The sequence below is a fragment of the Herbaspirillum sp. AP02 genome (assembly GCF_015767275.1).
Lineage (GTDB): Bacteria > Pseudomonadota > Gammaproteobacteria > Burkholderiales > Burkholderiaceae_D > Herbaspirillum.
This window is the reverse complement of sequence record NZ_JADWMY010000005.1, coordinates 144,119-170,431: the sequence shown is the minus strand read 5'-3', so window position 1 is coordinate 170,431 and position 26,313 is coordinate 144,119. Positions and strand designations below refer to the sequence as shown.

The 26,313-nt window shown below is 64.3% G+C and carries 29 protein-coding genes and 1 tRNA gene; 17 read left to right on the top strand and 13 right to left on the bottom strand.

The features are described from left to right. The first annotated feature begins 9 nt into the window (after positions 1-9). The 4 genes from I5R65_RS12680 (at position 10) to mutT (ending at position 3,529) form a co-directional block, all read left to right on the top strand. Positions 10-780, top strand: a complete 771-nt coding sequence (locus I5R65_RS12680) for an SGNH/GDSL hydrolase family protein (protein ID WP_180667982.1) — start codon at positions 10-12, stop codon at positions 778-780. Between the two features lie 35 nt (positions 781-815). Beyond that, positions 816-2,051, top strand: a complete 1,236-nt coding sequence (gene argJ, locus I5R65_RS12675; protein WP_180667981.1) for a bifunctional glutamate N-acetyltransferase/amino-acid acetyltransferase ArgJ — start codon at positions 816-818, stop codon at positions 2,049-2,051. Positions 2,052-2,240: 189 nt separating this feature from the next. Next, a complete protein-coding gene (locus tag I5R65_RS12670) occupies positions 2,241-3,116 on the top strand; it encodes an ATP-binding protein (RefSeq protein ID WP_180667979.1) in 876 nt (291 codons plus the stop codon). After that, positions 3,116-3,529: an 8-oxo-dGTP diphosphatase MutT gene (mutT, locus tag I5R65_RS12665; RefSeq protein WP_180667977.1), complete on the top strand. Its 414-nt coding sequence runs from the start codon at positions 3,116-3,118 to the stop codon at positions 3,527-3,529. The genes I5R65_RS12670 and mutT overlap by 1 nt, the downstream gene beginning before the upstream one ends. A gap of 81 nt (positions 3,530-3,610) precedes the next feature. On the opposite strand, the gene yacG is transcribed toward mutT, so the two are convergent. The 9 genes from yacG to I5R65_RS12620 form a co-directional block, all read right to left on the bottom strand. Further along, entirely contained in the window at positions 3,611-3,796 is a 186-nt protein-coding gene (gene yacG, locus I5R65_RS12660; RefSeq protein ID WP_034336666.1) for a DNA gyrase inhibitor YacG, read from the bottom strand. A gap of 29 nt (positions 3,797-3,825) precedes the next feature. Then, positions 3,826-4,581, bottom strand: coding sequence for a cell division protein ZapD (gene zapD / locus I5R65_RS12655; RefSeq protein ID WP_180667976.1), 756 nt, complete (start codon positions 4,579-4,581; stop codon positions 3,826-3,828). A gap of 173 nt (positions 4,582-4,754) precedes the next feature. Beyond that, complete coding sequence (gene coaE, locus I5R65_RS12650; protein ID WP_180667974.1) at positions 4,755-5,375, bottom strand: dephospho-CoA kinase; 621 nt, start codon at positions 5,373-5,375, stop codon at positions 4,755-4,757. Between the two features lie 9 nt (positions 5,376-5,384). Next, positions 5,385-6,248, bottom strand: coding sequence for an A24 family peptidase (locus tag I5R65_RS12645; protein WP_180667972.1), 864 nt, complete (start codon positions 6,246-6,248; stop codon positions 5,385-5,387). 81 nt (positions 6,249-6,329) lie between these two features. Beyond that, entirely contained in the window at positions 6,330-7,595 is a 1,266-nt protein-coding gene (locus tag I5R65_RS12640; RefSeq protein ID WP_180667971.1) for a type II secretion system F family protein, read from the bottom strand. Beyond that, positions 7,582-8,718 (bottom strand): GspE/PulE family protein, encoded by a 1,137-nt coding sequence (locus tag I5R65_RS12635; protein ID WP_180667969.1) that lies wholly within the window; start codon positions 8,716-8,718, stop codon positions 7,582-7,584. Before I5R65_RS12635 ends, I5R65_RS12640 begins: the two co-directional genes overlap by 14 nt. A gap of 112 nt (positions 8,719-8,830) precedes the next feature. Next, positions 8,831-10,123, bottom strand: coding sequence for an HlyC/CorC family transporter (locus I5R65_RS12630; RefSeq protein WP_180667968.1), 1,293 nt, complete (start codon positions 10,121-10,123; stop codon positions 8,831-8,833). Positions 10,124-10,280: 157 nt separating this feature from the next. Continuing rightward, on the bottom strand, positions 10,281-11,237 hold the full coding sequence (locus I5R65_RS12625; protein ID WP_180667966.1) for a glyoxylate/hydroxypyruvate reductase A: 957 nt from the start codon (positions 11,235-11,237) through the stop codon (positions 10,281-10,283). Next, a complete protein-coding gene (locus I5R65_RS12620) occupies positions 11,234-12,091 on the bottom strand; it encodes an IclR family transcriptional regulator (RefSeq protein WP_180667964.1) in 858 nt (285 codons plus the stop codon). Before I5R65_RS12620 ends, I5R65_RS12625 begins: the two co-directional genes overlap by 4 nt. Positions 12,092-12,360: 269 nt before the next feature. Between I5R65_RS12620 and I5R65_RS12615 the strand changes: the two genes are divergently transcribed. From I5R65_RS12615 to I5R65_RS12575, 9 genes are all read left to right on the top strand, one after another. Beyond that, positions 12,361-13,446 (top strand): ABC transporter ATP-binding protein, encoded by a 1,086-nt coding sequence (locus I5R65_RS12615; protein WP_180667962.1) that lies wholly within the window; start codon positions 12,361-12,363, stop codon positions 13,444-13,446. Beyond that, entirely contained in the window at positions 13,443-14,360 is a 918-nt protein-coding gene (locus tag I5R65_RS12610) for an ABC transporter permease (protein ID WP_370460936.1), read from the top strand. Before I5R65_RS12615 ends, I5R65_RS12610 begins: the two co-directional genes overlap by 4 nt. Before the next feature lie 3 nt (positions 14,361-14,363). After that, the gene (locus I5R65_RS12605; protein WP_180667961.1) at positions 14,364-15,158 is read left to right on the top strand and encodes an ABC transporter permease; all 795 of its coding nucleotides are present in this window, start codon (positions 14,364-14,366) and stop codon (positions 15,156-15,158) included. Beyond that, entirely contained in the window at positions 15,155-15,469 is a 315-nt protein-coding gene (locus tag I5R65_RS12600; protein ID WP_180667959.1) for a (2Fe-2S)-binding protein, read from the top strand. Before I5R65_RS12605 ends, I5R65_RS12600 begins: the two co-directional genes overlap by 4 nt. Then, entirely contained in the window at positions 15,466-16,914 is a 1,449-nt protein-coding gene (locus tag I5R65_RS12595) for an NAD(P)/FAD-dependent oxidoreductase (RefSeq protein WP_180667957.1), read from the top strand. The genes I5R65_RS12600 and I5R65_RS12595 overlap by 4 nt, the downstream gene beginning before the upstream one ends. Next, on the top strand, positions 16,911-18,110 hold the full coding sequence (locus tag I5R65_RS12590) for an FAD-binding oxidoreductase (RefSeq protein WP_180667956.1): 1,200 nt from the start codon (positions 16,911-16,913) through the stop codon (positions 18,108-18,110). The genes I5R65_RS12595 and I5R65_RS12590 overlap by 4 nt, the downstream gene beginning before the upstream one ends. Beyond that, positions 18,107-19,159: an ABC transporter substrate-binding protein gene (locus I5R65_RS12585; RefSeq protein ID WP_180667954.1), complete on the top strand. Its 1,053-nt coding sequence runs from the start codon at positions 18,107-18,109 to the stop codon at positions 19,157-19,159. The genes I5R65_RS12590 and I5R65_RS12585 overlap by 4 nt, the downstream gene beginning before the upstream one ends. A 493-nt stretch (positions 19,160-19,652) precedes the next feature. Further along, positions 19,653-19,916: a translation initiation factor IF-1 gene (gene infA, locus I5R65_RS12580; RefSeq protein ID WP_006713209.1), complete on the top strand. Its 264-nt coding sequence runs from the start codon at positions 19,653-19,655 to the stop codon at positions 19,914-19,916. A gap of 99 nt (positions 19,917-20,015) precedes the next feature. Continuing rightward, complete coding sequence (locus I5R65_RS12575) at positions 20,016-20,273, top strand: hypothetical protein (protein ID WP_180667953.1); 258 nt, start codon at positions 20,016-20,018, stop codon at positions 20,271-20,273. A gap of 119 nt (positions 20,274-20,392) precedes the next feature. Here the strand turns inward: I5R65_RS12575 and I5R65_RS12570 are convergent. Continuing rightward, a tRNA-Pro gene (locus I5R65_RS12570) sits at positions 20,393-20,469 on the bottom strand. A gap of 17 nt (positions 20,470-20,486) precedes the next feature. Beyond that, positions 20,487-21,437: an octaprenyl diphosphate synthase gene (gene ispB, locus I5R65_RS12565; protein WP_370460935.1), complete on the bottom strand. Its 951-nt coding sequence runs from the start codon at positions 21,435-21,437 to the stop codon at positions 20,487-20,489. Positions 21,438-21,798: 361 nt separating this feature from the next. On the opposite strand from ispB, the gene rplU reads away from it, so the two are divergent. The 4 genes from rplU (at position 21,799) to proB (ending at position 24,992) form a co-directional block, all read left to right on the top strand. Next, entirely contained in the window at positions 21,799-22,110 is a 312-nt protein-coding gene (gene rplU, locus I5R65_RS12560) for a 50S ribosomal protein L21 (RefSeq protein ID WP_006713215.1), read from the top strand. Between the two features lie 48 nt (positions 22,111-22,158). Then, positions 22,159-22,416, top strand: coding sequence for a 50S ribosomal protein L27 (gene rpmA, locus I5R65_RS12555; RefSeq protein WP_039790468.1), 258 nt, complete (start codon positions 22,159-22,161; stop codon positions 22,414-22,416). 236 nt (positions 22,417-22,652) lie between these two features. Further along, positions 22,653-23,762, top strand: a complete 1,110-nt coding sequence (obgE, locus tag I5R65_RS12550; protein ID WP_180667951.1) for a GTPase ObgE — start codon at positions 22,653-22,655, stop codon at positions 23,760-23,762. A gap of 111 nt (positions 23,763-23,873) precedes the next feature. After that, positions 23,874-24,992, top strand: coding sequence for a glutamate 5-kinase (gene proB, locus I5R65_RS12545; protein ID WP_180667949.1), 1,119 nt, complete (start codon positions 23,874-23,876; stop codon positions 24,990-24,992). A gap of 103 nt (positions 24,993-25,095) precedes the next feature. Here the strand turns inward: proB and I5R65_RS12540 are convergent, their stop codons facing one another. Then, on the bottom strand, positions 25,096-25,674 hold the full coding sequence (locus tag I5R65_RS12540; protein WP_180667948.1) for a CNP1-like family protein: 579 nt from the start codon (positions 25,672-25,674) through the stop codon (positions 25,096-25,098). 5 nt (positions 25,675-25,679) lie between these two features. After that, a complete protein-coding gene (locus tag I5R65_RS12535; protein WP_006713220.1) occupies positions 25,680-26,270 on the bottom strand; it encodes an RNA pyrophosphohydrolase in 591 nt (196 codons plus the stop codon). Positions 26,271-26,313 lie beyond the last annotated feature (43 nt).

Below are 26,313 nucleotides of genomic sequence, written 5' to 3'. Positions count from 1 at the left end.
GCGGACCGCATGTTGATCCTGGCCAAGATCCTGCTCGGACCGCTGCTGTTGCTGCAGGGCAGGCGCCTGCGCAAGACCGCATTGCGCCTGCCCGAGGCGACCGGCCCGCGCAGCGGCGTGGAGATACCGGCCAGCGATGTCAGCGCCAGCGCCGCCACCGCGCCGCTGCAGGTGCTGGTGGTCGGGGATTCCTCGGCCGCCGGCGTCGGCGTGGAGCATCAGGAGCAGGCACTGGCGCAACCGCTGGCGCGCCACCTCGCGGCCCGCAGCGGCCGGCCGGTGGCCTGGCAACTGGTGGCGCAGAGCGGCGTCAATTCGCTGGAAGCCCTGGACCTGCTGGCGCGTCACGAGATCGGCCCGGCCACCGTGCTGGTGGTGGCGCTGGGCGTCAACGACGTGACCTCGCAGATGTCGGCCCGCCGTTACCTCGCCAACCTGCGCCAGCTGAGCGAGCGCCTGAGGGCGCAGGCCGGCGTGGAGCACATCGTCTTTTCGGGCTTGCCACCCATGCATCTGCTGCCACTGGCGCCGCAGCCGCTGCGCTGGTATCTGGGCCGCTGCGCCCATAAGCTGGACCGCGCATTGCGCGCCTGGATAGGGCGTGACCCGGCGTTGCGCTATTGCTTGCTGCAATGGACGTTGCCGCAGGAGATGGCGCAGGACGGCTTCCATCCCGGCCCCGGCCAGTATGCCCGGTGGGCCGAGATGTGTGCCTTGATATGCGCCGAGATCGTCGAAACCGGCGTCCTGCGTCATCAGCCGGTGACGGAAAGTGTTTAAAATACGCGTTCCGATTTTTACGCTGAAAGCTCGCCATGGCCGTCAATTCCCCGATCCCCGTCTCTTCCGACCTCAAAGCCGTTGCCGGCATCGAACTCGGCCATGCCGAAGCGGGCGTGCGCAAGGCCAATCGCAAGGACGTGCTGGTCATGAAGCTGGCCGAGACCGCCACCGTGGCCGGCGTATTCACCAAGAACCGCTTCTGCGCTGCACCGGTGCAGATCTGCCAGGCCAACCTGGCCCAGTTGAGCGCCGCCAAGCCCATCCGTGCGCTGGTCATCAATACCGGCAATGCCAACGCCGGCACCGGTGAAGAAGGCCTGCAGCGCGCCAGGTCGGTCTGCGCCGCCCTGGCCCAGCAGATGGGCATGGAGCCGCAGCAGATCCTGCCGTTTTCCACCGGCGTGATCCTGGAGCCGTTGCCGGCAGAGCGCATCATCGCCGGCCTGCCACAGGCCATCGGCAACCTCAAGGCCGATAACTGGTTCAACGCGGCCGAGTCCATCATGACCACCGACACCCAGCCCAAGGCGGCTTCGCGCACCCTGAGCATCGGCGGCAAGCAGGTGGTGATGACCGGCATCAGCAAGGGCGCCGGCATGATCAAGCCCAACATGGCCACCATGCTGGGCTTCCTGGCCTTCGACGCCAAGCTGCCACAGGCGCTGCTGAACCAGCTGGTCAAGGATGCCGCTGATCACTCCTTCAACTGCATCACCATCGATGGCGACACCTCGACCAACGATTCCTTCATCCTGATGGCCACCGGTGCCGGCGAACTGGAGATCACCAGCGCCGACAGCGATGAGTACCAGCAGCTGGCTGCGGCCGTCACCGACCTCTCGCAACACCTGGCGCACCAGATCGTGCGCGATGGCGAAGGCGCCACCAAGTTCATCGAAGTGGCCGTGGAAGACGGCAAGAGTGTCGAGGAATGCCGCCAGATCGCCTATTCCATCGGCCACTCGCCGCTGGTCAAGACCGCCTTCTTCGCCTCCGATCCGAACCTGGGCCGCATCCTGGCCGCCATCGGCTATGCCGGCATCGACGACCTGGATGTGTCCAGGATCAACCTCTGGCTGGACGATGTCTGGGTCGCCAAGGACGGCGGCCGCAACCCCGACTACCGCGAGGAAGACGGTCAGCGCGTCATGAAGAAGGCCGAGATCGTGGTCCGCGTGAAGCTGGCGCGCGGCACGGCCAAGGCTTCCATCTGGACCTGCGACCTGTCGCACGACTACGTATCGATCAACGCCGACTACCGTTCCTGATCCCCTGACAGGAGCTGTCACCGCGCACCCGCCAGCCCACCATCCCCGGGCTGGCGGCGCGCCCGGGATGGTGGCGGCAACATGAATGCCCGCGCCCTCGGAACAATTTAATTCACGCCGGCCGCTGCCGTGTTGCGCCACAATGTGGCGTCGCATCTACTCTCAAGCCCATCCCAGGCACCGATCACCATGACCCAGTTAGACCAATTCCTGCAGCGTGCCGAAGCCTTGCTGGCGCGCGTCGAAGCCATCCTGCCCAATGCCGCCGCCCGCGAGCCAGACTGGAGCAGCGCCGTCGCCTTCCGCTGGCGCGGTGCCACTGCCCAGCGCGCCGGCTACCTGCAGGCCGTGGGCCAGATTTCGCGGATCGGCCTGTCCGACCTGCACAATATCGGCCCGCAAAAGGAACAGATTGACCAGAACACCCGCCAGTTCGTTGAAGGCCGTCCCGCCAACAACGTGCTGCTGACCGGTGCGCGTGGCACCGGCAAGTCTTCGCTGATCAAGGCCTGCCTGAACCAGTACGCCGACCGCGGCCTACGCCTGATCGAGGTCGACAAGGACGACCTGCACGACCTGCAGGACATCGTCGAGCTGGTGACCGCACGCCCGGAGCGCTTCATCGTCTTCTGCGACGATCTTTCCTTCGAGGAAGGCGAGGGTGGCTACAAGGCGCTGAAGGTGGCGCTGGACGGCAGCATCGCGGCCCAGTCCGACAATGTGCTGATCTACGCCACCTCCAACCGCCGCCACCTGATGCCGGAGCGCCTCTCCGACAACAGCACCTATACCCACACCGAGGACGGCGACCTGCATCCCGGCGAGACGGTGGAAGAAAAGATTTCGCTCTCCGAGCGCTTCGGCCTGTGGGTGACCTTCTATCCCTTCAAGCAGGATGACTTCCTGGACATCGTCGCCCACTGGCTGCGCCACTTCGGCTGCACCGATGCCCAGATCGCCGAGGCCCGTGCCGATGCGCTGCGCTGGGCGTTGCAACGCAGTTCCCGCTCGGGTCGCGTGGCTTGGCAATTCGCCCGCGATTACGCCGGCAAGGCGCAAGCCTGATGAGCCAGGCCGCCAAGCCGATCGACGTCGCCGTGGGCATCCTGATGCAGCCCAACGGCGACGTGCTGCTGGGCCAGCGCCCGGAAGGCAAGCCCTATGCCGGTTACTGGGAGTTCCCGGGCGGCAAGGTGGAGCCGGGAGAAAGCATCTTCGCGGCCCTGCAGCGGGAGTTCAAGGAAGAGCTGGGCATCGAGGTGCTGGACGGCGAGCCCTGGTGCGGCGTCGAACACGTCTATCCGCATGCCCATGTGCGCCTGCATTTCTACATCAGCCGCCAGTGGCGCGGCGAACCGCAAAGCCTGGAAGGCCAGGCCTTTGCCTGGCAGGGGAGCGTGGGGGTGCAACCGCTGCTGCCGGCGACGATTCCCCTGATCCAGTGGCTGGACCAGTTGCGCTACGGCGAGCAGGCGTGACCGTGCTCAGGCCCTGGCCTTGGCCGCCATGCAGGATTCAAAAGCGGGGATTTGAGCAAATGTGAAGGAAAAAGCCCGTCATCACTGTACGGGCTTGTCCCCTTCGTCTTCCAGCGGCAGGTTCACTGCGGGGATGGTGTACTTTTCTTCCGCCCAGGCGCCCAGGTCGATTTGCTTGCAGCGTTCGGAGCAGAACGGCCGATACTTGTTCTTTTCACTCCATTCCACCTTGGTGCCACAGGTCGGGCAATCCACTATCGTCGCCATACGCGTTACGTCAATTCGTTCGTTACAGGTCAAAAGCCGCACAGGGCCAGTTCGAAGGGGACTTCACCCTCGAAGGAGCGCGGCTTCTCGTCGCCATCCTGCTGGGTGAAACGCACCCACAGCATGTACTTGTTGGCGGAAATCTCGGGGATCGCCCCCAGATCGATATCCAGCGACAGGCGCAGCATCTGGTAGACCTTGCCTTGCAGCATCTGCTGGTAACTGCCGCCTTCGGCGTTGATCTTCACGGCATGGCCCGATTCGCGCAGCAGGCGCATGACGATGCCGATCGCGTCGAACAAGGGGATCAGCGGGGCGAACCAGTTGGAGATGTCCTGGAAGCGACGCTCGAAGGAATGCTGTTGCCAGGCGTAATAGGCCGGCAGGTCGAATTCGCAGGCGCCGCCCGGAATGATGGTGCGGCCGCGGATGCTCATCAGCCATTCGTTGTCGCGGATATTCTGGCCGGTCTTGCCTTGCGCCGCCGCGAGGGCGCTGCTGGCCTGGTCTACCTCGGCCAGGATGGCGTTGAGCATCTCGGGCTCGACATTGGGGTTGGACTGGTAGGCCAGCAGGATCTGTTTCTGCCGTTCCAGTTCTTGCAGCAGGTCGGACTTGAGGTCGGCACGTCCGGCGACCTCCAGCATTTCGAAAATGGTGGCCAGGGCGATGTGATGCTGATGCGGGCTTTCCTGGTGCAGGAAGAAGACGAATTTCTCGTAGAGGTCTTCCAGTCGCAGCAGCGTGCGAATACGCTCATTGAAAGGGTATTCGTAGACGATCAAAGCATGATCCCTTTATCGGTGAACCGGACTTGTTGAAGGCGGCTGACAGGCGCGCTGGTGCAAAAAACCTCGTCAACATTGCAATGTCTGTGATTCTGACCCATGCAGCAGAAAATTACAAATGCAGGCCACATCAAATGAAGCCTTAGGCAGCGTGGCGCCGCCGCCGCCATTCATGCCGCGCCTGCCAGGATCAGGTAGCGCGCATGCAGCGCACGCACCTGATCGGGTAGCGTGGCATTGTCGCCGCCGTTGTCGATGACGTCGTCAGCCACCGCCAGCCGCGCCTGGCGGCTGGCCTGGGCGGCCATGATGGCTTCCACCTCGTCGCGCTGCAGGCCGTTGCGCTGCATGACGCGGGCCACCTGTACCTGTTCCGGGCAATCGACCACCAGGATGCGGCTGGCGCGCCCGACCCAGGTGCCGGACTCCACCAGCAGCGGCACCACGAAGATGACGTAGCTGCCGGTGGCGGCCTCGGCCTGGCGCACCGTTTCGCTGCGGATGAGCGGGTGCAGGATCGCTTCCAGCGCATGGCGGGCGTTGGGGTGCGCAAACACGTGATGGCGCATCCGCGCACGATCCATGGCGCCCCGGGCATCGATGAATTCGTCGCCGAAATGGGCGCGGATGGGGGCGATGGCCAGGCCCTCGGGCGCGGTCAGGGCATGGGCGATGGCATCGGTATCCACCAGCGAGGCGCCCAGTTCACCGAAGAGATTGGCCACCGTGGTCTTGCCGCTGCCGATGCCGCCAGTCAGGCCGATGGTGAAGCGTTCAGTCAAGGAAGTCATGGAATAGGTTCAGTAAGCGAAGTGAGTCAGGTTCAGCCAGGCGCCATCCAGCAGCAGGGCCAGCAGGCCGGCGCCGGCCAGGCAGGGGCCGAAGGGAATGGCCTGGCCGCGCTGGTGGCGCCCGCCGACCATCAGCGCCAGGCCCAGCAGGGCGCCCATCACGGAGGCCAGCAGCAGCACCAGCGGCAGCGCCTGCCAGCCCAGCCAGGCGCCCAGGGCGGCCATGAGCTTGAAGTCGCCATAGCCCAGGCCATCCTTGCCGGTGGCCAGTTTGAAGATCCAGAAGATCAGCCACAGCACGCCATAGCCGGCCGCCGCGCCCAGCACTGCATCGGGCAGCGCCACCAGGCGATGGTTCAGGTTCACCAGCAGCCCCAGCCACAGCAGCGGCAGGGTCAGGTCATCGGGCAGCAGCATGGTGTCGGCATCGATGAAGGCGAGCGCAATCAGGAAGGCGCTGCAGAGCATGACGGCCAGCCCGGTGGCACCCAGTCCGAAGCGCCAGGCCACCAGGGCGAACAGTGACGCCGTCAGCAGCTCCACCAGGGGATAGCGCGGGCTGATCCTGGCCTGGCAAAAGCGGCAATGACCGCGCAGCAGCAGCCAGCTCAGCACCGGGACCTTGTGCCACAGCGCCAGCGGTCGGGCGCAGTGGGGGCAGGACGAATGGGGCAGCCAGAGGTCGTAGCGATCCTGATGGGGCAGCGCTTCACCACGCTCCAGGGCCACGAAATTGGCCGTTTCGCGCAGCATCATGATGGGCAGGCGGTGGATCACCACGTTCAGGAAGCTGCCCGCCAGCAGGCCCAGCAGGGCCGCCAGGCCGGCCAGCGCGGGATTGCCGGGGAGGGCATAGGCTTCCAGGAAATGCATCGTCGGGTTCAATCGTATCGAGTCGTGAATTCAGGTTGCAGGAGGGCGGCGCCGCCGCAGTTATGTCGTACCGTCATACCGTTACACCACTGCACCCATGCGGAATACCGGCAGATACATCGCAACCACCAGAGCGCCGATGACCACGCCCAGAACCGCCATGATAACGGGTTCCATCAGGCTGGTGAGGGCGCTGACGGCCTCGTCGACCTCGCGCTCGTTGAGTTCGGCGATCTTGCCCAGCATGGTGTCCAGCGCACCGGCTTCCTCGCCCACGGCGGTCATCTGCACCGCCAGGTCGGGGAAGACCCCGGTGGCCTGCATCGCCCCATGCAGGGATGCGCCATTGCGCACCGCATCGCGCACCGCCAGCGAGGCCTCGGCGAAGACCACATTGCCGGCTGCTCCGGCGACGGTCTCCAGCGCTTCCACCAGGGCGATGCCGGCACCGAAGAGCGTGCCGAAGGTACGACTCCAGCGCGCCAGCGCGGCCTGTCGCAACAGTCTGCCGAAGATCGGCAATGACAGGCTCAGGCGCTGCGCCCGCGCCCGCAGCACCGGATAGCGGCGCCAGGCGTGCATGGCCAGCAAGCCGCTTGCGGCCAGGCCGAGTAGCAGCAGCGGCCAGTAACGGCCCAGCATGCGTGCCAGGGCCATCACGATGCGGGTGGGCAGTGGCAGTTCGGCGCCGAACTGCTGGAACATCTGCTCGAAGGCCGGGACCACCCACAGCATGATGACCGCCGTCACGATGATCGCCACCAGCACCACCGCGCCGGGATAGGCCAGCGCCGCCCTGACCTTGCCCCGCAGCGCCAGCGACTTCTCGCGATAGAGGGCGATGCGTTCCAGCATGCTGTCGAGCATGCCCGCTTCCTCGGCGGCGCGCACCAGGTTGCAGAAGAGCGCATCGAAATGACGCGGATGGCCCTGCAGGGCAGCGTGCAGGCTATCTCCGCGTGATACCTGTTGTCGTACCTCGGCCAGTAGCCCGGCCAGTGGTCCCTGCCCGGCGCCGCGGATGGCGATGTCCAGGGACTGCAGCAGCGGCAGCCCGGCCTGCAGCATGGTCGCCAGCTGGCGGGTGAAGAGGGCGATCTGCTTGTCGCTGATGCGCCCTCGGGACGGCTTGCGCGAGACGGCCGCTTGCTTGTTGCCGGTGCCGGTGCTCGTGCCAGCCCCGGCCCCGGCCTCGGCCTCGCGCCGCAGCCGTGCCACGCGCAGGCCCTGGCGTCGCAGGTTCGCGCGCGCCTGGGCTTCATCGACTGCCTGCAGCACGCCGCGCTGTGGCCGGCCATGCCGGTCCAGGCCCTCCCATTGAAAGCGCGGTGGTTCACGTGCTGGCAAGGATTTCTCCCATGCTGGTTTCGCCTCGCAGTACCTTGAGCAGACCGGCGCGACGCAGGTCGATGATGCCTTCGGCCTGGGCCTGCTGCGCCAGCTCCAGTGTGCCGGCCTGGGCCAGGATCAGCGCCTGCATGGCGGCGCTGACCGGCAGCACCTGGTAGATGCCGGTGCGGCCGCGATAGCCGCTCTGGTTGCAGGCCGGGCAGCCCTGCGGCAGGTAGGTGACTGGCGTGCCCGCGGCCGGGCGACGGCAGCGGCACAGCTTGCGGACCAGCCGCTGCGCCACGATCAGGCTCACCGAAGCGGCGATGTTGTAGGCCGGCACGCCCATGTTGAGCAGCCGGGTCAGGGTCGCAGGGGCATCGTTGGTATGCAGGGTGGAGAGCACCAGATGCCCGGTCTGCGAGGCCTTGACCGCGATGTCGGCGGTTTCCAGATCACGGATTTCGCCCACCATCAGCACATCCGGGTCCTGTCGCAGGAAGGCGCGCAACGCCGTGGCGAAGTCCAGCCCGGCACGCTCGTTGATGCCGACCTGGTTGATGCCGGGCAGGTTGATTTCCACCGGGTCCTCGGCGGTGGCGATGTTGACCCCGGGGCGGTTGAGCCGCTGCAGGCAGGCGTACAGAGAGACCGTCTTGCCCGAACCGGTAGGGCCGGTCATGAGTACCAGACCATGTGGCTTGGCGATGGCTTGCAGCAGGGCTTCCTGCTGGGCCGGCTCATAGCCCAGTTCGGCGATGGAAAAGGCGGCCTGGGCGGTGTCGAGGATGCGCAGGACGATCTTTTCCCCGAACTGGGTGGGCAGGGTGGAGACGCGCAGGTCGATGCTGCGCTGGGCCAGCGCCAGGCGCATCTTGCCGTCCTGGGGCAGGCGCTTTTCGGCGATGTCCAGGCGCGCCAGGATTTTCAGGCGGGTGGCCAGCTTGTCACGCATTGTCAGGGGCGGCTGGGCCAGTTCGTGCAGGATGCCGTCGATGCGCAAGCGGACGCGGAAGAAGTGCTCGAAGGGTTCGAAGTGCAGGTCGGAGGCACCCATGCCGATGGCGTCGGCCAGCAGCTTGTGGAGCAGGCGCACTACCGGGACATCGTCATCGGCCACGGCCGGGGTTTGAGCTTGCATGGGATTCCTCCGCGCAAAGGAGGGCAAGTCTCCCACGCCACTTTGCCTGCGGCAAAGCGGGACGGCCGATTGCCAGCGGCAATGTCCGCAGAGTTCGATGCGGGAACCGGTGCTAGTGGTCCCGTCTCGGCGACGCCGGCATGGCAATCAGCTTGACCATGCGGATCGCCTGGTTCTGGACCTGCACGATTTCGATCACGCAGCCCTCGAACTTCACGGCCACGCTGGCCTCGGGGATGTCCTGCAGGGTTTCCAGCAGCAGGCCATTGACGGTCTTGGGGCCATCCAGCGGCAGCGTCAGGCCCAGGCGCTTGTTGATGTCGCGCAGGGTGGTGCTACCTTCGAGCAGGCAGGCGCCGTCCTTGTCCCAGCCGAAGCCTTCGCCGGACGAGCCGGGCGAGGAGGTGGTGAATTCGCCGATCATCTCTTCGATGATGTCTTCCAGGGTCACCAGGCCTTGTACCTCGCCGTATTCATCGACGACGATGCCCAGACGTTCGTGATTTTCCTGGAAATACTGAAGCTGCGTGAAGACGTCGGTTTCCACCGGCACGTAATACGGTACCGACAGCAGGGCACGGATATCGTCGTGGCTGATGTCCTCTTCCTGGCGGAACAGCGACACCGTCTTGCGCACATGCAGGATGCCGACGATATGGTTGATCTCGCCCTCGTAGACCGGCAGCTTGTTGTGGTAGCAGGTGGCCAGCTGGTGCAGGATATCTTCCACCGGTGCAGCCAGGTTCAGGGCCTCGACCTGGGCACGCGGCGTCATCACGTCTTCCACCGAGATCTTTTCCAGGTCGAACAGGTTCAGCAGGATGCTCTTGTGCTTCTGCGGGATGAAGCTGCCGCCTTCGAGCACGATGGAGCGCAGTTCTTCCGGCGAGATGCGCTGTTCGGCCGCCCGCGCGCCGGTCTTGATGCGCAACAGCTTCAGGATCGCCGAGACGAACAGGTTGACGAACCAGATCAGCGGCTTGGCAATCCGCATGAGCGGCTTGAGCACGAAGCTGGTGAACAGCGCGATGCGTTCGGGGTAGGTGGCGCCGATCACCTTGGGCACGATTTCGGCAAAGATGATCAGCAGCGCCGCCACGAAGGCGGTGGCCGCGGTAATCACGCGCTGGTGGTTGCCGAAGGCGGTAATGGCCAGTGCCGTTACCAGTGCGGTGGCCAGTGCATTGATGAGGGTGTTGGCGATCAGGATCAGCGACAGCAGTCGCTCAGTGCGATCCAGCAGCCACAGGATGGTGATGGCGGCACGATTGCCCTGTTTGGCCAGGTGCCGCAGACGATGGCGGTTGGCGGCCATCAGCGCCGTCTCGGTCATCGAAAAGAAGGCCGAGAGCAGGATCAGGATCAGGAGTGCAAGAGCTTGCACCCATATGGGTACGGTATCCAAACGTTGCCGTCAGGTTGATTGCCCTCGCGCACGGGAGGGATTCGGCGGACCTGCTTGCCTGTGGCCAGGGCGGGCAGGGCGGCCAGCGAGCGCCAAAGTCTAGACGATGGGGGGCTATCCCGCAAGCCGGACCGGCGCGGAAGGGGGCGCTTGCCCCTCAGTAACCCCGCACGCGGTCATACAGATGCGGTGGCGGCAGCCCGCCCAGCATGGCCGAAATGGCTACTGCTGCCTGGCGGGCGCGCTCCCGCCGCGATGGCGTCGCCGCCGCATGCGGCGTCACCAGCACGCGGGGGTGGCGCCAGACCGCCGCGTCGGCAGGCAAGGGCTCTTCATCGAACACGTCCAACACGGCGCCCGACAGCTGGCCCTCGTCCAGCGCCGCCAGCAGGTCGGGCAGGCACAGGTGGCTGCCGCGCCCGACGTTGATGACGGCCGCGCCACGTGGCAACTGGTGCAGCAGGTCGGCGTCGAGCAGGTGGCGAGTGTCCTCGGTTTCCGGCAAGAGGCAGATCAGGATATCGGTGCGGGCCAGGAAGGCCGGCAACTCGTCCATGCCGGCGTAGCAGCTCAGTCCCTTTTCGGTGCGCGGCGAGCGCGCCCAGCCGGCAGTGTCGAAGCCGATGGTGGCATGCATGCGCGCCGTGGCCAGCCCCAGCGCCCCCAGACCGAGCACACCCACCCGGGTTTCCAGGGCGGTGCGCGGGGTGGAGAACTCCAGCCATTGCGCCCTTGCCTGCTGGGCCACGATGCGCGGCATGTCCTTCAACAGCATGAGACTGCTCATGACGGTGAATTCGGCCATGCGCTGCTGGGTCTCGGGCGTGACCATGCGCACGATGGGCAGGTCCGGCAAGTGCGGATCGGCCAGGATGTGATCCACCCCGGCCGCGCTGCTGATGACGGCCTTCAGGTTGGGGAAGCCGGCCAGGCGGCCCGGTTCGGGCTGCCAGACCAGGACATATTCCACCCGCGCCGGATCGACCTCGGGGTCATCCCAGGCGCACACCTCCAGGCCCAGCCCGGGGGCGAACTCATGGAAGCTGGCGCGCCACTCCGGTAGCGCGGCGGCACCGCCGGACTTGACCAGCAGGACGGGAGAAGAAGAACTCATGGGCGGGGCTCCACAGGATTGGCCTGGTGCATGGGACGGCGCAATGCCGGGTCGAAGGGATTGATCTGGCGCGACAGTGCCGCGGCCTCCCGTTGCAACATCTGTACCACGGTCGGCAGACGTTCCTCGGTCAGGCGCGAGGTCAGCGTACCCACGCTGAGGGCGCCCACGATGGCGCCGCTGCAATCGAACAGCGGCACCGCCAGGCCGGCCATGCCGTCGAGCAGGCCCGCCTGGCGTGCCGCGTAGCCGGTTTCACGCACGCGCTCGATTTCGGTGCGCAGGTAGACCTCGTCATAGACCCCGAACTCGCGCAGGCGCGGCACGTTGTAGCGGATCACTTCCTCGCGCTCCTGTTCCGGCAGGAAGGCGAGGATGGACAGCGCGCCCTGGCCCACGCCCAGTGCCACGCGGCCACCGATGTCGCCGGTGAAGGCACGGATCGGGAAGGGACCGTCGACCCGGTCCACGCAGACCGCGTCGAAGCGCGAGCGCACCAGCAGGAACACGGTATCGCCCAGGCTGCCGCACAGGCGCAGCAGCGCCGGCCGGCACAGGCTGCGCAGGTCGGAGGCATTGCCGGCGCGCGCGGCCAGCGCGAACAGGTCCATCCCCAGGCGGTACAGCTTGCTGCGTTCATCCTGCTCCACCACGCCTTCGCTCACCAGGGCCTGCAGCAGGCGGTGCGTGGTGCCTTGCGTGAGGCCGATGGCCTTGGCCACCTGGGTCACCCGCATGCCTTGCGGTGGTGCATCGGCCAGTGCGCGCAACACCGCGAAGGTGCGCTGGATGCCGTTGACCGGAAGAGTGGCCGGGGCGGTGGTCGAGGAAGCCTCGTCGTTGTCGTCGCTCATGAAGGGGGCTGTTGTCTGCTGGGTGGAATCGGTGGCGTCAGGCCTGTCCAGATATTCCATTGATCGAAATAATTATTAAAAAATTCCTGTCTGTCGAAATACGATAGCAGAATTGGCACCGAAATTGCATCGATAACGAAACAGGAGACGCGCATATCACCCCATTCCTTGAGGTGGATGCGACTTTACAGATGAATGCATCGGAGCGCCCGCCGGCCGACAAGCCCGCCAGCCGTGCAGCGCCCGAACTTTGCGACAGGGAGCTTGCAATGTCATTTCTCACGCTGACCAATGTCAGTAAGTTCTACGGCGATACCCAGGCGGTATCGGGCTTCAATCTGACGGTGGAGAAGGGGGAATTCATTTCCCTGCTGGGTCCCTCCGGTTGCGGCAAGACCACGACCCTGCAGATGATTGCAGGCTTCGAGAACGTCAGCGGCGGCCGCATCGAACTCGATGGCCGCGACATCACCCACGCCAAGCCCAATACCCGTGGCCTGGGCATCGTGTTCCAGACCTACGCACTGTTCCCGCATATGACGGTGGAGCAGAACGTGGCCTTCGGCCTGGAGATGCGCAAGTGCTCGCCTGGGGAGAAGCGCGACCGCGTGGCGCAGGCGCTGGCCCTGGTGCACCTGGAAAAGCATGGCAGCCGTTATCCGCGCGAACTTTCCGGCGGCCAGCGTCAGCGTGTGGCGCTGGCGCGTGCGCTGGTGATCGCGCCGCCCGTGCTGCTGCTGGACGAACCCCTGTCCAACCTGGACGCCAAGCTGCGCGAGGAAATGCAATTCGAACTGCGCGACATCCAGCGCAAGGTCGGTACCACCACGATCATGGTCACCCACGACCAGAGCGAGGCCATGTCCATCAGCGATCGCGTGGTGGTGATGGAAGCCGGGCATATCACCCAGGTGGGCCGTCCCATCAATGTGTATGAACATCCGGCCAATCGTTTCATTTCCACCTTCGTGGGCAAGGCCAACCTGCTGGAAGGCCAGGTGGTGGGTGCCGCCGGTGAGCGCGCCGATATCGCCGTGGGCGGCATGATGCTCAGCCTGGAGAGCAGCGACAGTGGCTTGCGCGGCGGTGGTCGCGTGGTGCTGGGTCTGCGCCCGGAAAAGATCCGCTGTACCGCGCCCGGCGAGGGCCGCTGCAATGGCGAAGTGGTACGTCGCTTCTTCCTGGGCAGCCAGTGGATGTACGAGGTGCAGACGCCGCTGGGACTGCTGTCGGTGCTGGCGCCCAACGACGGGGCCGAGGCGCTGGAGCAGGGCGCGCCGCTGGGCCTGGTCTGGAGCGACTTCAACCTGCGCCTGGTCTCCACCGCCCGTGGCGATGAACGGGTGCCGGCATGAGTGCGGCCGGTACCTCGCCGGCGGTGGCGCCCAGCGTGACGGCGCCGCAAGGTGGCAAGCCGCCCGGCCAGCGCGGCCTGCCCTGGCTGATGTCGGCCCCGGCCATCCTGCTGTGCACGGTGATGCTGCTGGTTCCGCTGCTGCTGACCTTCGTGCTGTCCTTCAATGCCTATGATGCCGAGACCGGTCCCAAGGCCGGCACCTTCACGCTGGAGCATTACCAGGCGGTGCTCACCGATCCCTACTACTACGCCATCTTCTGGCGCACGCTGTGGATCTCGGGCCTGGTCACGCTGATCTGCATCGTCCTGGGCGCGCCGGAAGCCTACATCCTCAATCGCATGCGCAAGCCCTGGCGTTCCGTCATGCTGCTGGTGGTGCTGGCGCCGTTGATGATTTCAGTGGTGGTGCGGGCCTTTGGCTGGAGCATGCTGCTGGGGCCGGAAGGGCTGATCAACAGCCTGCTGATGGCGCTGGGTTTCAGCCGCGTCAAGCTGCTCTATACCGAGACGGCCATCGTCATCGCCCTGGTACACGTGATGCTCCCCTTCATGGTGATCCCGGTGTGGACCTCGCTGCAAAAGCTCGATGGCGGCGTCGCCAATGCCGCGCTGTCGCTGGGCGCCTCGCCCATGACCGTGCTGCGCCGTATCGTGCTGCCGCAGATCATGCCGGGCATCCTCTCGGGCAGCCTGATCGTCTTCGGCCTGTCGGCCAGCTCCTTTGCCATTCCTGGCCTCCTGGGCGGACGTCGCCTGAAGATGATGGCCACCATCATCTATGACGAATACCTGCACGAACTGAACTGGCCCCTGGGCGCAGCCATCGCGCTGCTGCTGCTGGTGGCCAACCTGGTCATCATGCTGGGCTGGAACCGCATGATCGAACGTCGCTACAAGAAAGCGCTGGGCTGAACCATGAACAAGAACGGACCGATTGCATTGCTGTTCAATGCGCTGGTGATCCTCTTCACGCTGGCGCCGATCCTGGTGGTGTGCGTGATCGCCTTCACCCCGGAAAACACCCTCACCATGAACGGGCCGGAATTCTCGCTGCGTTGGTTCAAGGCGGTGTTCGAATTCCCTGATTTCGTCAGCTCCTTCTGGAACAGCCTGTGGCTGGCACTGGCGGCAGCCACCATCTCCACCGTGCTGGCCATTCCGGCGGCCATGGCGCTGGTGCGTTATCCGCATCGTTGGTCGGGCGTCTTGCAGGGCCTGTTCCTGTCACCGCTGATCATCCCGCACCTGGTGCTGGGCGTGGCCTTGCTGCGCCTGTTCTCGGTGGTAGGCGGCGCCGGCAGTTTCGCCTGGCTGGTGCTGGCGCACTCGCTGGTGGTGACGCCCTATACCATGCGCCTGATCATGGCCGCGCTGATCGGTTTCGACCGCAGTGCCGAGCAGGCTGCGCTGTCGCTGGGGGCCTCGCGCTCCACGGTGTTCCTGCGCATCACGCTGCCGATGATCCTGCCGGGGATTACCGGTGGCTGGCTGCTGGCCTTCATCAACAGCTTCGATGAAGTCACCATGTCCATCTTCGTGACCTCGCCTTCGACGGTGACGCTGCCGGTGCGCATGTACATGTACGCCACCGAATCCATTGATCCGATGATGGCGGCCGTGTCGGCCCTGATGGTGGCCATCACGGCGGTGGCGATGATCATCCTGGACCGGGTCTACGGCCTGGACCGCGTACTGGTGGGGCGCACATGAGCGATCTCGCTTCTCTTCAGGGTGCGCAGCTGGTGCGGCTGGCCGAGCAGGATCGGGCCACCGTCAGCTTCACCCTCGATGGCCGCGCCGTCACCGCGCTGGAAGGCGATACCGTGCTGACCGCCGTGCTGACCTGCGCCGGCAGCCTGCGCCGCAATGAATTCAGCGGCCAGCCGCGCGCCGGCTTCTGCATGATGGGCGCTTGCCAGGATTGCTGGATCGCCACCGACAGCGGTGAACGCCTGCGTGCCTGTTCGACCTTTATCCGTGCCGGCATGCAATTGCGCAGCGGCCAGGGGGAGGGCGCATGAGTCGACTCCCTCCCGTGATCGTCGGTGCCGGACCGGCCGGCGTGCGTGCGGCGCAGACGCTCCTGGCCCACGGCCTGCGACCGGTGCTGATTGACGAGGCGGCCCAGGCGGGCGGCCAGATCTATCGCCAGCCGCCCAACGGATTCCGGCGCAGCCGCAAGACGCTCTATGGTTTCGAAGCGGGACGCGCGCAGTCGGTGCATGCCACCTTCCATGCCTTGCGCGAGGCCATCGATTATCGTCCGCAGACCCTGGTATGGAATGCCCAGCCCGGCCTGCTCGACCTGATGGATGGCCAGGCCCAGGCCGCGGCCACCCTGGCCTGGGACGACATCATCGTCGCCACCGGCGCCACCGACCGCATCCTGCCCTTCCCGGGCTGGACCACGCCGGGCGTCTATACGCTCGGTGGCGCGCAGGTTGCGCTCAAGTTCCAGGGATGCGCCATCGGCCGCACGGTGGTGTTGGCCGGCAATGGTCCGCTGCTGTATCTGGTGGCCTATCAATACGCCAAGGCCGGCGCCCACGTAGCGGCCGTGCTTGACAGCAGCCGCCTGGGCGACCGCATCGCGGCGCTGCCGGCCATGCTGGGGCAGCCGGCATTGCTGGTCAAGGGCATCTACTACCTGGCCTGGCTCCGACTGCATGGCGTGCCGGTCCACACCCATGCCGAGGTGCTACGGGTGGAGGGGGAGTCCCGCGTGCAGGGCGTGGTGTGGCGTCGTCAAGCTGCCCGGGCCGGTGCCAAGGCAGGCGTGGAGCGACGCATCGATTGCGACGCCGTAGGCTTCGGCTATGCTCTGCGCTCGGAAACGCAACTGGCCGACCTGCTGGGTTGCCGCTTCCGTTTCGACCCGCTGCAACGGGCGCATCTGCCGCTGCGCGATCGCGCGACCCGTAGCAGCGTGCCGGGCGTTTACCTGGCCGGTGACGGCGCCGGCATCATGGGGGCGGACGCCGCCGAACTGGCTGGCGAGCGTGCCGCGCTGGCGCTGTTGCAGGATCGCGGCATCACGGTCGATGGCGCCCGGGTGGCGCAGATCGAAGCCACGCTCGCGCAGATCAGCGCCTTCCGCGTGGGGCTGGAGCGGGCCTTTCCCTTCCCCGAACACTGGGCAGCCAATGCTCCCGATGAACTGGTGGTCTGCCGCTGCGAAAACATCCGTGCCGGAGAGTTGCGCGCAGCCGTGCGCGAGAAGGGCGCAGCGGAAATGAATCGCCTGAAGGCCCTGACCCGCGTGGGCATGGGGCGCTGCCAGGGACGCATGTGCGGTGCCGCGGCAGCAGAGATCCTGGCCCATGCGGCGGCAGTGCCGGTGGCCGAGGTCGGACGTCTGCGCGGTCAGGCGCCGATCAAGCCCATTCCCATGGGCATGCACGTGCCTGCGACTGTGTTGCCGTCGGCGCAGGTCATTGCCCTGCATGCCGGGGAGGATGAATCGTGAACACCGTTTCCACTGAAGTGCTCATCATCGGCGGTGGCATCGTCGGTGCATCGGCGGCGCTGGTGCTGGCCAAGGCCGGCCGCCGCGTGACGGTGCTGGAGCGCGATCTCTGTGGTTCGCGTTCCAGTGGCGTGAACTACGGTGGTGTGCGCCGCCAGGGCCGGCCCGAGGTGCAGTTGCCCTTGTCGCAACGGGCGCACCAGATCTGGGGCGAGCTGGAGTCGCTCATCGGCACCACCGGCGAATATGAACGCAGTGGCCACTTCAAGCTGGCCCGCAGCGCCGCCGATATGCAGGCCCTGGAAGCCTATGCCGAGCTGAGCCGGCCCTACGGGCTGGGCATCGAATTGATCAGCGGCGAGCGCCTGCGTGAGCAATGCCCCTGGCTGGGTGGCGCGGCGGTCGGCGGCTCCTTGTGCCCGGAAGACGGCCAGGCCAATCCGCGTCTGGTGTCACCGGCCTTCGCCCGCGCTGCGCAGGCGGCCGGGGCGCGCATCATCGAGGGCTGCGAAGTATTGCAGGTGGGCCATGACGGCCAGAGTTTCGTGGCCGAAGCACGGCACGGCGAAGCGCCTTTGCAGTTGCGCGCCGAGGTGTTGATCAACTGCGCCGGGGCCTGGGCCAACCGGGTGGCGCAAGCCTTCGGCGAGGCCGCGCCGTTGACCAGCGGCCATCCCAGCATGGTGGTGACCGAGCCCATCCCGCATTTCCTGCCCTGGAGCCTGGGCGTGGAAGGGGGATCGATCTATTGCCGTCAGGTGGCCCGTGGCAACGTGGTGCTGGGCGGCGGTCGCGGCTATGTGCTGGATGAACAGCGCGCCCGCGCCTCGCACGACTCCATCCTCGGCCTGCTGCCGCAGGCGGCGGCTTTGCTGCCGGCGCTGCGGCACGTCCACATCATCCGCACCTGGAGCGGGGTGGAAGGCTACCTGCCGGACCACCACCCGGTGATCGGCCCCAGCAGCACGCAGCCGGGCCTGCTGCATGGCTTCGGCTTCTGCGGCGCCGGTTTCCAGATCGGCCCGGCCGCCGGTGAAGCGCTGGCCGAGCTGGTGCTGCATGGCCGCAGCAATATCGACCTCGATGCATTCTCGATTGCCCGTTTTGCCTCGACGCCTGCCGTTTCCTCGGTCGGCATCGATGGCGCAAATACCTCCGACCTGCTGTCCTCCCACCCTGAAAGGAAGATCTCATGATGTCGCTTTCCCGTCCCGGCGCGCTGGCCGCCGCCCTTGGCATGACCCTGCTGGCCTGTGGCAGCGCCCAGGCGCAGACCCGGACGCTGTACATCGGCATGAACGGTGGCAACATGGAAAAGACGTTCACACAATCGGTCTTCGGCCCCTTTGAACAGAAGCACAATGTCAAGATCGCCGTGGTACCGGGCGGCTCGGCCGATATCCTGGCCAAGGCCCAGGCTGCCAAGGACAAGCCGCAGATGCACCTGATGTTCCTTGATGACGGTGTGATGTACCGCGCGGTGGGCATGGGCCTGTGCGAGAAACAGAAGCCCAATCCCAACCTGGCCAACCTGCTGCCGGTCGCGCATATCAAGGACGACATGGCCACCGGCGTGACCATCAGCGTCACCGGCCTGGCCTACAACACCAAGGTCTATGCCGAGAAGGGCTGGGCGCCGCCGACCTCCTGGCTGGACCTGGCCGATCCCAAGCTGAAGGGACGAGTGGTATTCCAGTCGCTGCCCTCCTCGACCTTCGGGCTGCATGCCTTCCTTGCCTTCAACCAGCTCAAGGGCGGTACCGATGCCAACGTCGATCCGGGCTTCAAGGCCTGGCCATCGACCATCGGCCCCAATGTGCTGGAGTACATCTCCAACTCGGCCAAGATTTCCGAGATGGCGCAGACCGGGGAAGCCGCCTTGTTCCCTTACACCCCGACCCAGTCCACCATTCTCAAGAGCAAGGGTGTACCGGTGGAATATGTGCAACCCAAAGAGGGGGCGGTGGTGCTGATGGTGGCGCAATGCGTGATTGCCAACAATAGCGAGCCACAACTGGCCCAGGAACTGGCGGCTTATCTTCTTTCTCCGCAGGCGCAGGCACTGGCGCTGGAAAACGGCAATTACAACCCGACCAATACCAAGGTCCAGGTCAGCGGCGCGGCCGCGACCGAGCAGGCACGCATGAACGGATTCGTGAAGGCGGCACGGGCGGTGGATTGGGACGAGATCAACAAGAACCGGGCCGTCTGGAATACCCGCTGGAGCCGCACCATCGAACGATGAGTCGCGGCGTCGGCGGGTTCTTCGGATGATCCGGATTACCTGGGCAATTGCAGTAATGGACCGTACCTCTGGCAGTTTTTGGCGCCACCCTTTGCGGTGGCGCTTTTTTTCTCGCTAGCGCCGGGGCTTAGCGGCCGGAGGAATCAATCGCTCACAATTCGGCTGTGGCGCGGATGAGCGCGGCACGGGTCCTCGTTGGCCTTCGAGGCAAAAATCGCGTATAATGTGGAAAACGCTCAAGAAAAGAGCGGACATCCTGATCTCCACGCGCCTTGCTGTAGTCCGATCCCTGCAATCCGTGTGATCCGCATCTTCATCCGCTTCCCAGAGTAAAGAACCAACGCTGTCGGTTTCACCGCAAGCGCGTTCGTCTGTCCTCCGACCTTAACGTTCCCGGCCGCCTGCTTGGCTGGCCGGTCGTCAAAGCCAGAGATTGCAAATCCCCGAGCCCTTCCTAGCTGTAGGTCGCGTGCTCACGCACAAGAAAGAGAAAATGGCAAAAGAAGAACTGATTGAAATGCAAGGACAAGTTTCCGAAGTCCTCCCGGATTCGCGTTTCCGCGTCGCGCTGGACAACGGCCACTCGCTGATCGCCTATACGGCTGGTCGCATGAAAAAGAACTTCATCAAGATTCTGGCCGGTGACAAGGTCACTCTGGAGCTGTCGCCCTATGACCTGAACAAGGGTCGCATCATCTTCCGTCACCTGGAGCAGCGCGGCCCCAGCGGCCCCCGCCCGGGCTTCCGTCGCCGCTGATCGCTGGGGCGAGGCGTGACGCCGCCTTGAGCTCGCCGCGACCTGCGGCAAGTCGGGCGGGCACGCGCTCATGGATCGGTTTTGCGAAAGAAAAAGAATATGCATTCGCCAGTCGATCATCAGGAGCAGTACAAGGGCTTCCGGGTTTCGCTGCGATGTAGTGGTCAGCGCGACCAGTGGGAAGTGAGTGCGGTGCACATCGTCGACACCAGTGGCCTGGCGCCTGCCTTGTTCCCCCGCCGTCACCTGCCTGGACGTTTCAACAGCGCCGCTCTCGCCATCGAGCGTGGCATGGGTTGGGCTCGGGCAGTCATTGATAATCTTGATCCGGCACTGGATCGCGCAATGGCGTCGTGATGAAGCGATTGGGTGGAAGAGGGGTAGTGCGGGGTGGTGGGTAGTTAATACGGCGCTACGCAAGACGCACAAACAAAAACAGCGAGTCATTTGACTCGCTGTTTTTGCATGGAAATTCCTGGTCGGGGTGAGAGGATTCGAACCTCCGGCCTCTACGTCCCGAACGTAGCGCTCTACCAGGCTAAGCTACACCCCGTCGAGTGAGATCTAATGTCAGTGATTTCGATCTACTGCGAAAGCCGATAATTCTAACAGGGATTTTTTGAATTGGCTATCAGGAAGTGAAATAATCGCGTCCGCGGCGCGTCGCGCGGCAATCTCGGCCTGTTCGCGCGTGTAAGCCAGAGCGCCGGAGTGGGTGATGGCCGAGAGCACCTCGTCGAAGTGCTGTTCGTCACCGTTCTCGATGCAGGTGCGAACCAGTTCGCGCTGCTGCGGCGTGCCGTGCTGCATGAGCCAGATCAGCGGCAGGGTAGGTTTGCCTTCGCGCAGGTCATCGCCGACGTTCTTGCCGATCTCGGCGCTGTTGCCCGAATAATCCAGCACGTCGTCGATCAGCTGGAAGGCAGTGCCGATGGAGCGGCCATACTCGCCCGCGGCTTCGATACCGGCTTCGTCGGCGCCTGCAATCAGCGCACCGATCTGGCTGGCGGCCTCGAATAGCTTGGCGGTCTTGGAGCGGATCACCTGCAGGTAACCGTTTTCGTCCACGTCGGGGTTGTGCATGTTCAGCAACTGCAGGACCTCGCCCTCGGCGATGACGTTGGTGGCGTCGGCCACGATCTCCATCACGCGCGGGTTGCCTACCGTCACCATCATCTGGAAGGCACGTGAATAGAGGAAGTCGCCCACCAGCACCGAGGCGGCATTGCCGAACATGGCATTGGCGGTCTGCTTGCCGCGACGCAACGAGGATTCGTCGACGACGTCGTCATGCAGCAGGGTCGCGGTGTGGATGAATTCGATCACTGCGGCCAGCGAGTGATGATGCTCGCCCTTGTAGCCGAAGGCGTTGGCGATGAGCACGACCAGCACCGGGCGCAGACGCTTGCCGCCCGCACTGATGATGTATTCAGCGACCTGGTTGACCAGCGGCACCTCCGAATACAGTTGCCGGCGGATGACTGCGTTGACCGCCTCCATGTCGGAGAGGATCGGATGCATGATGGTTTGTTGCGAAGCGTTTTGTACGGCGGCAGACAAGGCGGAACCTGTGGGAAATGGTTATTCCCCGGATTATACGATGACAAGGCGGGGCCACGCCAAAGACCATGCTCTCCAATGTGCAGGCTGGGTGTGGTCGAAAGGGAAACGGTCGGGCTTATGCGCTGGCGATCCGGCGATCACCTCCCTCCATTGTCCTGCCGGAAACTCTGTTGTTCATCAGCCCGCCAAAGTGTCAAGTCTTTTGACCCTGCAGCTAAGTGCATGTATAATTTGGGGTTTTCCTGTTTCGCCAAGGGTTTTTGCATCCCAGGCGCGTCAGGAAAAAATCGTTCTTATTCATTCATTCGTGAGGTTTCACATGTACGCGGTCATAAAAACCGGCGGCAAACAATACAAAGTTGCTGCTGGCGAAAAACTCAAAGTAGAACAGATACCGGCTGACATTGGCTCCGAAATCACTTTGGATCAAGTGCTCGCAGTGGGCGCAGGCGAAACCGTGAAGTTCGGTGCGCCGCTGGTCGCAGGTGCTACGGTGCTGGCTACTGTGGTAGCCCAAGGTCGCCATGACAAGGTCCGCATCTTCAAGATGCGTCGTCGCAAGCACTACCAAAAGCGTCAAGGCCATCGTCAGAACTACACCGAACTGCAAATCGTCTCGATCAACGCCTAAGCGTTGAACTGGTCGAACTGCTCATCCAAAGTCATCAAGGAGTTTTAAATGGCACACAAAAAAGGCGGCGGCACTACGCGCAACGGCCGTGACTCAGAATCGAAACGCCTGGGCGTCAAGGTTTATGGCGGCCAAGTGATCAACGCTGGCGGCATCATCATCCGTCAACGCGGCACCCGCGTCCACGCTGGCGAAAACGTCGGCGTCGGCAAGGACCACACCCTGTTCGCCCTGAAGGACGGCAAGGTCAAGTTTGTTGTCAAGGGCCTGCAACAGCGTCAATACGCAACCGTCGTTACGGCGTAAGCGTTCCGGTCATCCGGGTTCGCCCGGAAACCAGGCATAAAAAAGGCTCTGCCGATGGTGGAGCCTTTTTGGTTTTTTGAAGAGCCGTCAACAAAGCGCCGAGCCTTGCCTTCTATCCGGGGTGCAGGGGTTGGTCAGGCTGATGATCCATTCGCTGCTGCGGCAAGGGTGCATCGGCGCATCGGCGCATCGACGCATCGACGTTTTGTTAGCGGCTCCCACGAGGCGTCAATATCATGAAATTCATCGACGAAGCACGCATTGAAGTCGTGGCAGGAGATGGCGGCAACGGTGTCGCCAGCTTCTGCCGCGAGAAATTCCGCCCCTTCGGCGGTCCCGACGGCGGCGACGGCGGCAAGGGCGGCACCATCTGGGCCGTGGCCGACCGTAACGTCAACACCCTGATCGACTACCGCTATGCCAAGCTGCACCGCGCTGGCCGCGGCGAAAACGGTCGCGGTTCCGATTGCTACGGCAAGGGCGCCGACGACGTCTACCTGCGCATGCCGGTAGGCACCCTGATTGTGGACCTCAATACCGGCGAGCACATCGCCGATATGACCTTCCACGGCCAGACCGTGATGCTGGCCAAGGGGGGCGAGGGCGGCTGGGGCAACATCCACTTCAAGACCTCCACCAACCGCGCCCCGCGTCAGAAGACCGAGGGCAAGGAAGGCGAGCGCCGCGAATTGCGCCTGGAACTTAAGGTGCTGGCCGACGTCGGCCTGCTGGGCATGCCCAATGCCGGCAAGTCGACCTTTATCACCGCCGTCTCCAACGCGCGTCCCAAGATCGCCGACTACCCCTTCACGACGCTGCATCCCAATCTGGGCGTGGTGCGCGTGAGCCACGAAAAGAGCTTCGTCATCGCCGACATCCCCGGCCTGATCGAAGGTGCGGCCGATGGCGCTGGCCTGGGGGTGCAGTTCCTGCGCCACCTGCAGCGTACCGGTCTGCTGCTGCATATCGTCGATCTGGCGCCCTTCAACGATGAAGTGGATCCGGTCAAGGAAGCCAAGGCCATCGTCAAGGAACTGAAGAAGTATGACCAGTCCCTGTTCGACAAGCCGCGCTGGCTGGTCCTGAACAAGCTGGACGTCGTGCCCGAGGCCGAGCGCGCCAAGCGCGTGAAGGATTTCGTCAAGCGCTTCGGCTGGAAGGGCCCCGTGTTCGAGATCTCGGCGCTGAACCGTGACGGTTGCGAAGACCTGATCAACGAGATCTACAGCTACCTCGCCACCAAGCGCGCCGAGGAGCACCGCTCCGAAGAGACGCAGATGACCGAGGAGGCACGTGCCATCTCCAGCATCGATCCGGACGATCCGCGCTTCAAGGTCCTGGACTGATTCCGTCGCTGCGTGGTCCCTCCCGGGGCTGCGCATCGGGGGCGGTTCGGGCTATCATCTCTGCCTGTCGGATTTTCCGACTCCCCCAGAAGAATCAGAATCCGGAACACTATGCAATCGGTCATTCAAAGCGCCAAGCGGCTCATCATCAAGGTCGGTTCTTCGCTGGTCACCAATGATGGCAAGGGCCTAGACGCCAACGCCATCGCCCGCTGGGCCGAGCAGATCGCGCAATTGCGCGCACTCGGCAAGGAAGTGGTGCTGGTCAGCTCCGGCGCCGTCGCCGAGGGTATGCAGCGCCTGGGCTTCGACAAGCGTCCCACCGGCATCCATCACCTGCAGGCCTGCGCTGCAGTAGGCCAGATGGGCCTGGCGCAAATCTACGAAACCAGCTTCCGCAAGCACGACCTGCACACCGCACAGGTGTTGCTGACCCATGCTGACCTGGCTGATCGCGAGCGCTATCTCAATGCCCGTTCCACCTTGTTTGCCCTGCTGCAACTGGGTGTGGTACCGGTCATCAACGAAAACGACACAGTCGTCACCGATGAAATCAAGTTCGGTGACAACGATACCCTGGGTGCCCTGGTCGCCAACCTGATCGAAGCCGATGCGCTGGTGATCCTGACCGACCAGCCTGGCCTGTTTACCGCCGATCCTCGCAAGGCCCCCAAGGCCACGCTCATTGCCGAGGCACGCGCTGGCGACCCTTCGCTGGAGCTGATCGCCGGCGGCACCGGCACCGGCATCGGCCGTGGTGGCATGCTGACCAAGATCCTGGCGGCCAAGCGCGCTGCGACATCGGGGGCGCACACGGTGATCGCCTGGGGGCGCGAAGATCAAGTGCTGACCCGCCTGGCGGCCGGCGAAACGATCGGTACCCAGCTCAATGCCGAAACCGCGCAGCTGACAGCGCGCAAGCAGTGGATGGCAGATCACCTGAAAACGGCCGGACGCGTGGTGCTGGATGCCGGCGCGGTGCAGAAGCTGAGCCTGGAAGGCAAGTCGCTGCTGCCCATCGGTGTGGTGGAAGTGGCCGGGGAATTCGGCCGCGGTGATGTGATCACCTGCGTCGATGAGGCCGGACGCGCCATTGCCCGTGGCATGAGCAACTACAACAGCTCGGATGCGCGCCGCATCATTCGTCATCCGTCTTCAGAAATCCAGGCCATCCTGGGCTTCGTCGAGGAGCCTGAGCTGGTGCATCGGGATAATCTGGTGCTGCTCTGAGCGATGGAGCAATCTCCGGGCAGGATATAAATGATATAAATCCTGTAAAAGATATGAAAAAACGCGGCCTGGCCGCGTTTTTTCTTGCCGCTGCTGGTCGCGGTCAGCGACGCACCGGATCGATGCGGGTCTGGGTCTTGAGGCGATTGACGATGCTCTTCAGGTTCTCGTTGTCGGCAATCATCTTGCCTTCGCAGAAATAATCCTTGAACAGCGCACCATCGATGCGATTGACGCCGATATCGCGGATCGGCTGCCACTTGTCGCGCCGCGAACGCGACCATTTTCCATCGGGGTGGCCGAAGGCGTAGGTCTTCTTCTCCCAGGTTTCGCAGCGCATTCCTTCGTACATCACGTTCACGGCGCCACCTTCGGTCTTGGTGAGCACGGTATAGCGCACCACCTTGTCAGTCCCGATGGAGACCGAGTTCAGGTCCACATAGGCCTTCATGGTGGCGTTCGGGCTGAGGTAGAACTCGGCCAGGTTCTGCTGCTGCGGCGTGGGCGGCAACTGTACGGCGATTTCCTGCCAGGGCTTTTCCTCGTCGTCGAATTCCTCATCGAAGCTCTGTGCCAGCGCACCGGCGCAGGCGGCTAGCAGCGAGCATGCCAAAACCGCGCGGCGCAGGCCACGCAGGGTGATCGGAGGGCGTTGTGGTGCGTTCTGCGGGGAAGAGGGCATGGGGCTCACTTGGATTCGGGCGTGGAGGCGCCGTTGAGGGGCTGGGCCTGTGTGGCCGGACCGGTTTTCTTGTGGGGTGGCAGCGGACGGCCGGGGGGCTCACCGCGTCGCACGGCATGGCCGGCGCGATTCAGGAAGCGCGACAATTCCTGCAAGGCCTGCTGATAGACCTCACGCTTGAACTCGATGACCACGTCCAGCGGAACCCAGTAGTCATGCCAGCGCCAGGCATCGAATTCAGGATGCGAGGTGCCGCGCAGGTTGACGTCGCAGTCACGGCCCACCATGCGCAGCAGGAACCAGATCTGCTTCTGGCCACGGTAATGGCCGCGTACTTCGCGCTTGATGAAATGGTCGGGGACTTCATAGCGCAGCCAGTCACGGGTGCGTCCGATGATCTTGACGTGCTCGGCCCGCAGGCCGATTTCCTCTTCCAGTTCCCTAAACATCGCCTGTTCGGGGGTCTCGCCGTGCTTGATGCCGCCTTGCGGGAATTGCCAGGAGTGCTCGCGTACGCGCTTGCCCCACCACACCTCGTTATTGGCGTTGAGCAGGATGATGCCGACGTTCGGGCGGAAGCCTTCTCGATCCAGCATGGTGATCCTCAAACTTTCTGCGGCTGGATGTGCCTTTCGGGCA